This window comes from Pseudomonas sp. GW821-FHT03C07 (genome assembly GCF_059420925.1).
On record NZ_JBWKUQ010000010.1, the window covers coordinates 1 to 13,163 of the forward strand.

Genomic DNA, 13,163 nt, shown 5'->3' on the forward strand with positions numbered 1-13,163 from the left:
AGGACGCCAGGCCGAAGATCCTGCAAGCCGAAAACGGCGGTGAAGGCAGCGAGCTGGACCTGAACACCATCAGCGCCGACGCCACCTGCCAGGTGGGCATCTGGTCGCTGATTGCGCCGGGACAGGACGTGTGGTTGCGCCTCAAGGGTACCAAGGCCGACGGGACTTCCCCCTATAACCTGAATATCTGGGCACCGCCGCCACGGGGCCCGATCACCAGTACGATCTGGATAGACCAAGGTTACTACAACACTCCCGTCGCCTACGGTTATCTGAAAGAGCTGAAGGACGGCAGCACCCTGACCATGGAGTTCAAGGCCGACTTCAGCAAGACCACCAATGAAGCCAATGCACAGACCTTTCCGCTGCGCACTTATATGGTACGGTCCGCGCGGCCAACAACGCACCGGCCATAACAAGGACCGCCACCGCGGCAAACGTCAACATTCCCAGCGAAGGGGGAACCACCGACGGCGCAGTACAGATGTGGGCGCACACCTAAATTATTGACCCGCTGCCAGGACGAGCAGCTAGGATAGGCAGCATGAACATTCAAGCATTGTTGACTCATCTGCAAAACCATTTGCCTGATTTACTGGCGGTCTACCTGTTCGGCAGCCATGCACAGAACACCGCCGGACCTGACAGTGATGTCGATCTGGCGGTGCTCTTGCCCGGTCAGGTTGACCCTGTGTTGTTATGGCAACTGTCGGGGGGCTTGGCGGATATAGTGGGGGGAGAGGTCGATCTTGTGGATTTGCGTGCGGCAACGACCGTGATGCAGTACCAGATCCTGACCCGGGGGCGGCGACTGTGGGCCAAAGATGTACAGGCGGGGCTGTTCGAGAGTTTTATTCTCAGCGAAAAAACCGCCCTGGACACCGCCCGAGCAGGCTTGCTCAAGGATATTCAAGAAGAAGGCATCGTGTATGGTCGATGATGTACTGATCAACAAGGCGGCGAGTATTGAACGTTGCGTCGCCAGGGTACGGGAGGAATACGAGAAGGATCCCGCTACCTTCGGCACTGATTTCACTCGCCAGGACTCAGCCATTCTGAATATCCAGCGTGCATGTGAAGCCGCGCTGGATATGGGGCAGCACTTGATTCGTCGTGAGCGACTGGGCGTCCCGCAAAGTGCCCGGGATGTGTTCGAGTTGCTTTTTAAAGGGGGTTGGGTTGCTGAAGACCTGATGAAAAATCTAAAAAACATGGTGGGCTTCAGAAATATCGCCGTGCATGACTATCAAGCCCTGCAACTGCCCATCATGGTCGCTATCATTACCCAACACCTGGGTGACTTTCTGGCGTTCAGTGCGTTTATCCTGCGTAAAGAGGCAAAGGAGTCCACACCATAGCGCTGGGTATGTGAGGCGAAGCCTAGATTTATTTAGCTCTCAAGGCCCTCTTCGCGGCCGTGCGGCGCTCCGACAAGCACCGCTCCCACAGTTTTTTTGTCGTGCGCAACCATTACATCCGGCTCAAAACCTGTGGGAGCGGTGCTTGCCCGCGAAGCTTTTCAGCGGTCAGACCCGTAGCCGCCAACCCAGCACATCCATCAGGTCGCAGCCATCGCGCATCACCATCGCGGGGACCTGGATGATGTGTTGGAAGTCAACGTCATTGGCGTTGTGCAGTTCGATACGGGACAGGGATTCGAGCATTTGCGTTGCCGCGAGGAAACGAGCGGCGGCATTGGCGTGAAGGACATCGGCGGGGCTTTCGGCGTCGATCAACAGGCTGGGGATCAGGCAGTCGATGGCTGTGAGGGGTATGTATTTAGACATGGGTAAGGCCTCGTTTGTTAAATGAGAGCCATCACTCAATCGTCGCCAAACGAAAGAAGGGTGGCAGCTGTACGCAGGTTGGCGAACCGGGATAAAACGAGCAAAATCCGGCAGACCCGAAGGTCTCCCGCGCACAGCCGCCATAACGCAGCTTTGCGGGTACAAGTATCCCTGCAATAAGCTCACTCAGGAAGCCTCAGCACATTTTATCGACGAGTCGCCAAACCCGTATCACCAATGAAGGCGATCAAAGGACTATAAACCGCTGACTTCCGAGGAATCAATGCGGGGAATTGTTACCAATCATTCTCCCGGCTCGAAGCAAGCGCAAACCTTATTCAGGACGGGACACATGACGAAAAAGCCCAGTGCAATGCACCGGGCTTTGGGTGTCGAGATCATGGACGTGGGAGCGGATTATGTTGGGTTCAGCGGTAAACTTCTCGGCGATTGCCAAGCTGTACAACCAATATCCGTAATGCACCGTCCTGGATTTCACAGATGACTCGAAAGTCGCCTACGCGATACCGCCACAAGCCACCCAATGGGCCTGTCAACGCCTTGCCAGTGGTTCTCGGATCATCCCTGCTGGATACCCGCTCATCCATAAAATCCAGAATGCGCCTCGCTGACTGTTTGTCGAGCTTGCGCAATTGCGTTTTGGCCGTGTCGGTGTAATCAATCGTCCATACCAAGGTCTTTCCTTACGTCCGCAGCAGAGTGAACGACTTCTTTATTTTTTCGGACACGCTCCAAGACTTCAGCCGCGAGGTAGTAATCCTCAAGGTCAGTCAGGCCATGATCAATGATTTCACGCAGATAATACGCTTTGGTACGCCCGGTACTGGTCGCCAAAAAATCCAGGCGCTGCTCGATTTCGGGTGCCAGGCGAATGGAAGTGGCCATGTCTGAGGCTCCTGTGTAATACATGTATTCACCTTATCACAACTCTACGCGGCAGCACTCAAGCAGGTGCGAGTCGAATGAGCAGAAGGTATGCCAACCCGACCAGCGGCCCACTGCTGTCCCTTCGAAAAAAAGCCCGGCGCACTGCACCGGGCGTTTATAAAATCGTCAGAGTTGTCCGTCTGACTTACCAGCTATACCGCAACCCCACATTCGCGCCGAACGGCTGCTCGATGGACTTGCCATTGGCATAGTCGAAGTCGGCATGCACCTGCAGGTCCTTGGACAATTTCACCGCCACACCGGCGCCGAACTCGGCACGCGAGCCGGACAGGTCGTTGTTGAACACGGTGTTATTGACCTTGACCTGATTGTTCTTGGCGAACTCATGGGCCACCGCCGCGCGCAGGTAGGGCTGTACCACGGTGCCGCTGTCCAGGGTCAGGTTACGACCGACCGTGCTCCCCACCTTGCCGAGGAACGAACGGGTCTGGTCACCCTCGGCCTGCAGGCCGTTGTTCAGGTTGTAGTTCTTGCCCTGGATCGTCACCGCCGACAGTTGCCCGAACGGTTCGACGAAGTAATCGTTATCCAGCTTGATATGGCGACCAAACTCGGCGGAACCGCCGATACCGGTATTGCCGTAGTTACCCTTGGACTGCGTGCCGTCACTCATGGTGACTTTCGCTTCGTTCTCGAAACGGTTGAGTTTGACCACGCCGTCGAAGTAGTAGCCAGTGTCCGGATCCAGCCAGGTGGTGTAACCACCCACGTAGTAGCTCTTCACATTACCGGTGGTGCCGCCCTTGAGGTCGAGATCCGAATTGCTATGCCCGGCCATGGCACCGATCAACCAATGACCGTCGCCCATCGACAGCGGCGCATCGGCGCCCAGGGTGAAGCCCTGCTGGTTTTGCGAATAGCCCACGCCGGAGCTGTCGGCCACGTTGTACTTGTTGCCATAAGCCCGCGCCCAGGAGCCGGACTGGCCATCGTTGAAGCGCAGCTCACCCATGCGGGTACGCAGGGACGTCAACTCGCCGTACCACACGGTCGGGGCGGTGTTGAACAGGGCCAGTACCGAGCGGGTGCTGGGGCTGACGGTTTTCTTGTCCGGATCGAGGAACCAGTCGGTGCCGCCGCTGCCGTTGCTGCTCGAACTCAGGCCATAGGAGTAGGTGCCGACATCCACGTGCCCACCCAACAGGGCGAAGGCCGCCGTCCCGGAAGCGGTGTGCACCAGGGTCAGCGCCTCGGGCGACAGCGGATCGACACCGGAACCGGCCACCAGCAGATTGAAGTTACCGCTGGAGGCACCGGTCACATTGAGCACATCATGCCGGTTGGTAGCAAAGTCCACATTCATGGCGAAGGTGCCATTACCGGACAGGCTACCCACGTTCAACTGGTAGAAGTTACTGCCCTGGCCCATGGTGACCTGGCCGTTGTCCATTGCCAGCGAGCCGACGGTATTGCTGGCCGTCATATTCCAGTTTGAATGGCTGTTGATGGTGACACCACTGACATTGTTCAGGCTGCCGGTGAACACCGAGCCATTGGCCAACGCCAGATTGCCGGTACTGCCGCTTTCGACGTTGAAATCGCCGGTCATATGACCGCCGTTGAAATTCAGGTTAGCGGTGCTATTGCCAGTGACGTCGACATTGCCGGTCAGGGCGCTGTTGGCGACGTTGACGTTGGCGGTGGAAGCGCCCTGGACTTCGAGGATGTTGCCGTTGCCGCCCGTGAGCGTCGAACCGTTCAAGACGTCGATACTGACATCGACACCATTGTTGACGTTGACTGCCGCGCCGGTCTGACCGTGCACGCTGGTGTTGTTGAGTACCAGGCTGCCGCTACCGACTCCCTGGGCATCCTGGACCATCCGAATCCCCTGAAGCGCACCGGTGATGGTACTGCCAGTAGCGGTCACGGCGCCGTCGCGGATGCTCAGTCCGGTGCTGCCAGCCCCGGTACCGCTGACAATGCTATTGGTCAGCTCAAGGGTGCTGGCGCCCGTGACCTGGGCGCCCGCAGTGACACCGGTGATCTGACTGTTGGAGACCCCTACTTGCGAACCGGTGGTCGTGCCGATCTCCCGGTTGACGGACAGGCCGAGAAAATCACCAGAAATGACGGCACCGGTGATGGTGCCGGTACTGTTGGTGACCGTCACGCCATCACCACTGACGGAACCACCATTAATAGTGAGCGTGGACCCGGATTGAACGGAAATAGTCCCGGTAGTCGCATTGGTTGCATTCAGGGTGCTGCCGTTGAGCACCAGATAAACATCCGTTGGGGTAGCAGAGCCGATATCCAACGTATCACCGTTGTCAACAATAGTAGCGGCCAATACCAACGAGGGGCTCGCCAGTAACGCACAAGCAAAGGACAGATGGCGAAACAAGGGGGTGAGTGCAACATTTGGAAGCATGGCTGATTCGTTCATATGCCGTTCTTCTCCTTTCATTGAGAGTATTTGCCGCTGGACGCAGTCACTTAAAGCAGCGAACGATACGGAGATAACCTGCACACATATGTAGGGATTTTCCCATTTGAAAGAAGGATTACTCCCTCAAGGCATCAACAAAACCAACCAATCAGACATCCAGAAAGGGGAAAGCTCACCTTCCTCCTTCCTGGCACTTCGTTTCTACAATCTCGCGAGAGCGAGTTATGGGCCAATGATCACACACGTCGGGCTGCCTTCCCCCGCCACCGCCATGTAAACCCTGACAAGATGACGAACCGCCGGAACAGTGAATCCATCGATCACTGCGCTATAGGTAATGGAACCCCATCCATCTCGCGTCAGCCGGAGAGGCTCATAGTCCAAGTACGCAATAAATCCGTTAGTGGCCTCTTCTGTAGTCGGTGTAAAGGTAAACTCAGCTTCCGTGCCTGGTATTTCCACACTCCCCGCAGCATCCGACCACCCCTGATAAGTAAACGTCAGTTCCTGATTGGCTAGCTGAGGTTCGCCGCCAGCGACCTGGATCGTGGCAACCCAGCCTCGTCCAGCCACATCACGTATAGCACCGCAGTTCAAGTAACCGAAGTTCGGATCAAGGTGCAAGAACAGGGGAGCAGGAATACTTTTTTCTAGAATGAATACATTAACCTCTTTCGCAAGGGAAGTATTGACATTATCGTTGATGTCCGGATGTGCGATTGTATAGTGCACGGGTAACTTTGAATTATTCCCCCCCGCGGCAATAGTCGCCCAAGGGATCACAAATGGAATATCGAAGGTCGGCGCTTCCAGCCCTGTCACCTTGTAAACACCATCGGGGGTCGGGTCATCCGGATCGCCAGGAACGGCAACGCCCTGCCAATACAGCTGAACGATATCATCCGCCTTATACAGGTCATAAATCCTCACCGAAGCGTCAGCATCCTGAGGGACATCTGGGAGGTCAATTTTATCAGGATCTGTCGTTACCCTGGCCTGAACAGTCACCAAATCCAATAATGGGTTTTCTGGGTCCTCTCCGGGTGTTGGACCTGGAGTACGCAAGTCGACCGTTATATCTATTGGCGGATTATATCTATAAGGTCTCTCCTCGCGAATGATTGAATAGGTAACAGGCACCGTTTTAACCCCATCCCCTCCCTGCCGCAAAATGGAAAGAGGTACACGACCACTAAACGTTGGTATTTCCGTAATGTCCACATCCGCAAGAGAGGTTCCATCCCACACAGCCCGAAATTTGTCACCCGGCAAGGGCGTCGTGTAATTCAGCAGCTCTACTGTCACGCCAAGATAAGCATCCTCCAGGTCAATCAGACCATCGGCATGCAACGGCACAACGGGTGCCTGCAGTCCCGTCGGCGACTCGGTTAGAATGACATCAATATGCTTGTACAATGAGTCGGGACCGGGATTCCCCGATCGATCACTCAACCTGTAATAAATTATTTTTTCCCCTCCCCCCTCAGCAACTATGACGTCCTTAGTCAGCTGAAAGGTTATCGGAAGCGCAAGGTCTGTCCGGATAAAGGTACCGATTTTCTCAGCCTGACCAACAGCCGAGCCATAAAACAACTGGACCTCATCATTGATTTTCGCATCTGCGTAGTTCCCAAGTACGGTGACCAACACGTAACCGGGTGCCCCGTTTAAATAATCCAAGGTAATGGCACCCGCGCTCTCGACCTCAGGAGGGAGTTTAACATAATCACCCGGGGCATTATTATTGGGCGGCATCTTGTCAATATGTATTACTGTCGGGGTCGGCGGCGGTGTTAAATTCCCTCCGGTATCAATAATGCAACTCAACGTAAAATCACCTGCCACGGATGTATATCCAGGAGGCAGCTCGAGTTCAAAGGGAAAATCGCCAGGAGGGATAGGCGTTACGTAAAAACGTTTCTGTCCGGCGCCCAGCCCCATCCATGATAACTGCGCATATCCGTCAACACCCGGATTACTGTCAATATCAAAGGCATCCAGAAGAAGTTTCAACGGTTGCCCCTGATGGACTCTAGGTAGCATATTAGGAAAATCACCCGGGACGTCGTCAAGCAGTGGGTTTTCGCTAGAAAAATAAGGCGCTGAAACTTCAGCTCTTGAGGTATCACGGCGCAACTTCAAATAATCGCTGCGCGCCTGCTCGGCCGTGACGGTTTTTTTTACTTTTGACACTTTACACCTCCATAAAACCAATGGGTTCTGTTTTTTTGAAGCGCACTCAAAGCCCAAGCCGTCGATACAAAGCGCCACAAAATTCAGCTATTTTTCAAAAAAATAAAACTTCAACTCAGCAACGCTCTCAATCGCACGTTTATCTCATGGACAACTCCAGTCACCTGACGGATTACCCTAATGCGTCCTTGAACTTCACGCCGACCACTTCCTACCCATCCGACAAGCAAAGATCATCATCGGGAGAGCAAACCCGCCCGCCCGCGAGCGTTCTGTTGATTTTTACAAAATTTCTCTTCGATCGCCCCACGCGACCATTGAGCTTTTCCAATCGATAATAAGCCATTCCAGAGTTTTCATTGACCATGGGAGCAATCAGTGTTTCATAGGGAAGAATCACGATCTCAAAGCCATTGGCTGCTTCGTCCGTTGACAATTGTTTACGAAAATCATCTGTGACTCCCGGAATAGGGTCCGTACCGTTCAAGTTGTAGCAACCCTGCCACGTCAAAATAATAGTGTCGCCCGCATTAAAATTAGGGTCACCGTCGATTCTCACCCTCACGCCCTCCCACAATCTGGGTACCGTACAACAATTCAGATAACCGTGTAGGTTCTGAGCGGCATCAGGAAACAAGGGCTCTTTCAAATTTTCAATAAAGACAATGGCAACATCCACCTCGGTGATCCGCGACACTTGCTGATTCACCCCATTATCAGTGGTGTAATAAACCGGTAGGGCCCGGTTATTCTTGTCCTGTTCGATCGCCGACCAGGGGATCAGGAAAGGAACAAGTTTCCCTGCCACATCACCCGGCAGAACGTCGTAACTATCCACGGGGGTAGCGATACCGCCCCAGTACACTTCGATACGCTCCGAAGGCTGTGGATTATCGTAAAGCTCAAGCGTTGCCGGAGCTGCCAGCCCGTCATCCAGGGCAGTCAACTGGTTTAGAAGACCGGATACGGCCCCTCGCACTTCAATCTTGGCCAATGTGGTATTCAGCAGCGCCGGAGCATTGACGTGATCCTGCCCGGCGATGGTGAAATCGACAGGGGCCGATGTCGGTTGGGAAGGCTGTGACCATGGCAACCCGCTACGCACCCGATAATCCACCTGCACGGTCAAGGGCCCTAACCCCCGGGCAGTCAAGGTCGGCCAAGGGACATAAATCACTTGAGGCCATTGCGTCGGATCGACAGGGTGTTCATTCAGGTCTGTACCATCCCAATTGACAACGATCCTCTGGGTGCCGTCTGAATTGTCATAGTCATCGATTTCGACCGTCACACCGCCTTGATTCGTCGCGCCCTCACGGGCATGCTCACGATCAATCAAGCCTCTGCTCGATAATGGGATCCGCGGTGGTTTGAGATTTCCGGGAGCGGGCGTCAAGTCGACCAAAATGGGCGACACTTCCGATCTTGGCCCGGTATTGCCGGCCAAATCTTTCAACCGATAATAAGCCCATCGCTTACCCGCTCCCGATTGGCGAATAGTGTCCTCGGTATAAGTAATAATCAACTGATCATTATCGATATCCTCCTGACTGAACTCTTGCTCACGGATAAAGCCATAACCGTCCGGAGGCAGTTCCAAGTCGGACCAGTAGTAAAAAGCCCGGTCCTTGGGAGCGATTCCAAAATAACGTCGAATCTGAACGCGTACTTGTCCCTCCCGGCCCAGGTACTCTTCAGTGATCACGCCATTAAGCTCCGAGGGAAATATGATTATTCCGGGTTGCTGATTATAGTTAGGGGGTTCAGTGTCTACTGTGACCAGCCGCTTCAGAGACTCTGCAGCGGGATTGACAACTGTAATTATGTAGGACAGCTCATAAACGCCATGTAACAGTTTATCCATGGGAACGAAGACCGTTTTATCTCCCGGGCTGATCGGCTGGTCAAATTGGAACCGACGGACTGATACAAAGGGAGCCCCCGCCAAGCGCCACCCAACATCCACAAAATGAGTGAAATTCGGGTCACCGGCCCACTCAGGGATAATAACCACCAAATTATTAACCAACGCAGTAATCGGTAACAAACCATCCGCGCGTTGGGTACCATCGTCATTGGTGATAATCGCGGGCACCTCAGGCCTTTCGAAATCAGCCTGAATATTCATTAGCGGACTGCCTGTCGCTCCTTTAGAAACAGTTTTCCGTTGAAGAGCCATTATGCATGCCCCTGGATTAAGCATTGACTGGGCGCACTTAACCGCGAACTAAATGCCCGAATCAATTGACCGTTTATGTAAAGCGCTGGGGTTATTCAACACCCATTTTCGACGCTCGCCTACTGTCAGAAATGACAGGTCCGCGCACCGTTCGTCGGTTTATCCGAGGCTTAAGAGGGTTGAAAACAGCAGAAACTGCGTTCTGCCAAGAGCAAACAAAATGAGCGCAAAAAATGCGCTCATTAAAAGTCAAGAAGATGGCAAATCGCCTTAACGTTTAAACCAACTGTTCATCAATCACCAGCACCAGCTTCCCCGCCACCTGATTGCTCGCCAGCGCTTCAAACGCCGCCTCGGCATCCTTGATCGGGAAGGCCTTTGCCAACTGCGGACTCAAGCGCTTCTCGGCAAACAACGGCCAGACATGCTCGCCCAGGTCACGCAGCAGATCGGCCTTGAACTGATCATCGCGACTACGCAGGGTCGAGCCCAGCAACTGGATGCGCTTGGCGAGGATCCTGGCCAGGTCCAACTGGGTTTCGCGGCCGCCCATCAGGCCGATCAGCACCCACCGCCCGTCAGCTGACAAAAGTTTCACGTTCAGCGCCGCGTAGTTCGCGCCCACCGGATCGAGGATCACATCGAAGGGCCCGAAGTCGCTCAAGCCCTCGATATCGTCACCCCGCACCACCCCACCCTGGGCCCCCAGCGCCTCGCAATAGGCCAGCCGATCGGCCGAACCGACACTCACCCAGCAGGGGTTGCCGAAGGCCTTGCACAGCTGGATCGCCGCCGAACCGACGCCGCTGGCCCCGGCATGCAACAGCACCTTTTCACCGGGTTTGAGCGCCGCCAACTGGAATAGATTCAACCACGCCGTGGCGTAGACCTCAGGCAGCGCGGCCGCTTCAACCAGGCTCAGGCCTTCCGGCACCGGCAGCACATGCCGCCCGTCGACCACCACTTCCTCGGCCATGCCGCCGCCGGCCAGCAGCGCGCAGACCCGGTCGCCGACCTGCCAGGCGGCCCCCGGCCCGACTTCGCTGATCACCCCGGAACACTCCAGGCCCAGCACCTGACTGGCCCCCGGCGGCGGCGGGTAGAGCCCGGCTTTCTGCAACAGATCGGCGCGATTGAGTCCCGCGGCCGCCACCCGGATCCGCACCTGCCCCACATCGCAGGTCGGACTCGACTCTTCAACCCACTCCACTTGACCGTCAACGCCTTGCAATGCTTTCACAGTGCCTCCATAGTGAGTCTGGACTGAGCCCGAAGCTGTAGCAGCGGGCTTTTTGCATTATGCGACCGGCCCGAGGCTTGTACGAAAACTCGCAAACGCAGTTTTGGTACAGCGCCCCACGGAACCGGCGACTTTAAAGACGGCCTAATATGCGTTATCAATTGCCCCCGCGTCGAATCAGCATGAAGCATCTGTTCCCCAGCACCGCACTCGCTCTTTTCATTGGCCTTGGCATTTCCACGTTCGCGGCCAATACGTTCGCAGCCAACAGCTGGGACAATCTTCAGCCCGACCATGACGAGGTGATTGCCAGCCTGAACGTCGTCGAGTTGCTCAAGCGTAATCACTACAGCAAGCCGCCGCTGGACAACGCGCGCTCGGTGATCATCTATGAGAGCTATCTCAAGCTGCTCGACCCGTCGCGCAGTTATTTCCTGGCCAGTGACATCGCCGAATTCGACAAATGGAAAAGCCAATTTGACGAGTTCCTCAAAAGCGGCGACCTGAATGCCGGGTTCACCATCTATAAGCGCTACCTGGACCGGGTCAAATCGCGTCTGGACTTCACCCTTGCCGAGCTGAACAAGGGTGTCGACAAGATGGACTTCACCCCCCAGGAATCCTTGCTGATCGATCGCAAGGACGCCCCGTGGCTGAAAACCACCGCCGAGCTCGACGACCTCTGGCGCAAACGCGTCAAGGACGAAGTGCTGCGCCTGAAGATTGCCGGCAAGGAGCCCAAGGCGATCCAGGACCTGCTGGTCAAGCGCTACAAGAATCAGCTGACGCGCCTGGACCAGACCCGCTCCGAAGATATCTTTCAGGCCTACATCAACACCTTTGCGATGTCCTACGACCCGCACACCAACTATCTGTCTCCCGATAGCGCGGAAAACTTCGACATCAATATGAGCCTGTCCCTGGAAGGCATTGGCGCCGTGCTGCAGAGTGACAATGACCTGGTCAAGGTCGTGCGCCTGGTGCCGTCGGGCCCGGCGGACAAAACCAAGCAGGTGGCTCCGGCCGACAAGATCGTCGGTGTCGCCCAGGGCGACAAGGAAATGGTCGACGTGATCGGCTGGCGCCTGGACGAAGTGGTCAAGCTGATCCGCGGGCCGAAAGGCTCGGTGGTGCGCCTGGAAGTGATTCCGGCCAGCAATGCGCCGAACGACCAGACCAGCAAGATCGTTTCCATCACCCGCGAATCGGTGAAGCTGGAAGATCAGGCCGCGAGCAAGTCGATCCTGCACCTCAAGCAGGATGGCAAGGAATACAAGCTCGGGGTGATCGATATCCCGGCCTTCTACCTGGACTTCAAGGCGTTCCGCGCTGGCGATCCAGACTACAAGAGCACCACCCGCGATGTGAAGAAACTGCTCGGAGAGTTGCAGAAGGAGGGCGTCGACGGCGTGGTCATCGACCTGCGCAACAACGGCGGCGGTTCCCTGCAGGAAGCCACCGAGCTGACCAGCCTGTTTATCGACAAGGGTCCGACCGTGCTGGTGCGTAACGCCGAAGGCAAGGTCGACGTGCTCGAAGACGAAAGCCCGGGCGCCTTCTACAAAGGCCCGATGGCGTTGCTGGTCAACCGCTTGTCCGCCTCGGCGTCGGAGATCTTCGCCGGTGCCATGCAGGACTACCACCGCGCCCTGATCATCGGCGGCCAGACCTTCGGCAAAGGCACCGTGCAGACCATCCAGCCGCTCAACCATGGCGAGCTGAAACTGACGTTGGCGAAGTTCTACCGGGTTTCCGGGCAGAGCACCCAGCACCAGGGCGTATTGCCGGACGTGGATTTCCCGTCGATCATCGACACCAAGGAAATCGGCGAGAGCGCGCTGCCGGAAGCCATGCCGTGGGACACCATCCGTCCTTCGATCAAGCCGGCGGTGGATCCGTTCAAGCCGTTCCTGGCCCAGCTCAAGGCTGACCACGAGGCGCGCGCGTCGAAGGATGCGGAGTTCATCTTCATTCGCGACAAGCTGGCCCTGGCCGAGAAGCTGATGAAGGAAAAAACCGTGAGCCTGAACGAGGCCGAGCGGCGTGCCCAGCGCACCGATATCGACGGCAAGCAGCTGGCCATGGAGAACGCCCGTCGCAAGGCCAAGGGCGAAGAACCGCTCAAGGAATTGAAGAAGGAAGACGAGGACGCCTTGCCGCCAGACCCGGACAAGAAAACCAAGCCGGAAGACGACGCCTACCTGAGCGAGACCGGGCGGATTCTGCTGGACTACCTGCGTTTGAACACGGCGGTGGCGAAACATTGATAGATGATGGCAATTTAATTTGAAGGCGCTTTGGAGCGTCATCAAATAGTCATCATTCTGTCGTGAAATAAAGGACTGGGCCTGGCTCTTGTACAGAGAGTCGGGCCCGGTCCTTTTTTTATCGACCGAGACAGCC

At 55.8% G+C, this 13,163-nt stretch carries 10 protein-coding genes and 1 pseudogene; 4 read left to right on the plus strand and 7 right to left on the minus strand.

Going from position 1 to position 13,163, the window contains the following annotated elements:
- From AC07VG_RS19330 to hepT, 3 genes and pseudogenes are all read left to right on the plus strand, one after another.
- Nucleotides 1-416 (plus strand): annotated as a pseudogene (locus tag AC07VG_RS19330) (hypothetical protein); the annotation flags it as partial.
- 128 nt (nucleotides 417-544) lie between these two features.
- The gene (mntA, locus tag AC07VG_RS19335; RefSeq protein ID WP_495021703.1) at nucleotides 545-940 is read left to right on the plus strand and encodes a type VII toxin-antitoxin system MntA family adenylyltransferase antitoxin; all 396 of its coding nucleotides are present in this window, start codon (nucleotides 545-547) and stop codon (nucleotides 938-940) included.
- Complete coding sequence (hepT, locus tag AC07VG_RS19340; protein ID WP_495021704.1) at nucleotides 930-1,358, plus strand: type VII toxin-antitoxin system HepT family RNase toxin; 429 nt, start codon at nucleotides 930-932, stop codon at nucleotides 1,356-1,358. Before mntA ends, hepT begins: the two co-directional genes overlap by 11 nt.
- A gap of 168 nt (nucleotides 1,359-1,526) precedes the next feature.
- Here hepT and AC07VG_RS19345 read toward each other — a convergent pair whose 3' ends face one another.
- From AC07VG_RS19345 to AC07VG_RS19375, 7 genes are all read right to left on the minus strand, one after another.
- Entirely contained in the window at nucleotides 1,527-1,787 is a 261-nt protein-coding gene (locus AC07VG_RS19345; protein ID WP_495021705.1) for a short-chain dehydrogenase, read from the minus strand.
- Nucleotides 1,788-2,215: 428 nt separating this feature from the next.
- Nucleotides 2,216-2,482 (minus strand): type II toxin-antitoxin system RelE family toxin, encoded by a 267-nt coding sequence (locus tag AC07VG_RS19350; RefSeq protein ID WP_495021706.1) that lies wholly within the window; start codon nucleotides 2,480-2,482, stop codon nucleotides 2,216-2,218.
- Complete coding sequence (gene relB / locus AC07VG_RS19355; protein WP_495004083.1) at nucleotides 2,466-2,693, minus strand: type II toxin-antitoxin system RelB family antitoxin; 228 nt, start codon at nucleotides 2,691-2,693, stop codon at nucleotides 2,466-2,468. Before relB ends, AC07VG_RS19350 begins: the two co-directional genes overlap by 17 nt.
- A gap of 187 nt (nucleotides 2,694-2,880) precedes the next feature.
- Nucleotides 2,881-5,130, minus strand: coding sequence for an autotransporter outer membrane beta-barrel domain-containing protein (locus AC07VG_RS19360; RefSeq protein ID WP_495004082.1), 2,250 nt, complete (start codon nucleotides 5,128-5,130; stop codon nucleotides 2,881-2,883).
- A gap of 240 nt (nucleotides 5,131-5,370) precedes the next feature.
- A complete protein-coding gene (locus tag AC07VG_RS19365) occupies nucleotides 5,371-7,341 on the minus strand; it encodes a hypothetical protein (protein ID WP_495004081.1) in 1,971 nt (656 codons plus the stop codon).
- Between the two features lie 211 nt (nucleotides 7,342-7,552).
- Entirely contained in the window at nucleotides 7,553-9,469 is a 1,917-nt protein-coding gene (locus AC07VG_RS19370; protein ID WP_495004080.1) for a hypothetical protein, read from the minus strand.
- A gap of 328 nt (nucleotides 9,470-9,797) precedes the next feature.
- Nucleotides 9,798-10,760 carry an NAD(P)H-quinone oxidoreductase gene (locus AC07VG_RS19375; RefSeq protein ID WP_495004079.1) on the minus strand — a complete coding sequence of 321 codons (963 nt, stop codon included), beginning with the start codon at nucleotides 10,758-10,760 and terminating at the stop codon, nucleotides 9,798-9,800.
- Between the two features lie 182 nt (nucleotides 10,761-10,942).
- On the opposite strand from AC07VG_RS19375, the gene AC07VG_RS19380 reads away from it, so the two are divergent.
- Nucleotides 10,943-13,027: a carboxy terminal-processing peptidase gene (locus tag AC07VG_RS19380; protein WP_495004078.1), complete on the plus strand. Its 2,085-nt coding sequence runs from the start codon at nucleotides 10,943-10,945 to the stop codon at nucleotides 13,025-13,027.
- Nucleotides 13,028-13,163 lie beyond the last annotated feature (136 nt).

What these genes read in the sequence shown, in the direction of transcription:
- mntA (WP_495021703.1), top strand. Translation starts at nt 545, where the DNA reads ATGAACATTCAAGCATTGTTGACTCATCTGCAAAACCATTTGCCTGAT.
- hepT (WP_495021704.1), top strand. Translation starts at nt 930, where the DNA reads ATGGTCGATGATGTACTGATCAACAAGGCGGCGAGTATTGAACGTTGC.
- AC07VG_RS19345 (WP_495021705.1), bottom strand. Translation starts at nt 1,787, where the DNA reads ATGTCTAAATACATACCCCTCACAGCCATCGACTGCCTGATCCCCAGC.
- relB (WP_495004083.1), bottom strand. Translation starts at nt 2,693, where the DNA reads ATGGCCACTTCCATTCGCCTGGCACCCGAAATCGAGCAGCGCCTGGAT.
- AC07VG_RS19360 (WP_495004082.1), bottom strand. Translation starts at nt 5,130, where the DNA reads ATGCTTCCAAATGTTGCACTCACCCCCTTGTTTCGCCATCTGTCCTTT.
- AC07VG_RS19370 (WP_495004080.1), bottom strand. Translation starts at nt 9,469, where the DNA reads ATGAATATTCAGGCTGATTTCGAAAGGCCTGAGGTGCCCGCGATTATC.
- AC07VG_RS19380 (WP_495004078.1), top strand. Translation starts at nt 10,943, where the DNA reads ATGAAGCATCTGTTCCCCAGCACCGCACTCGCTCTTTTCATTGGCCTT.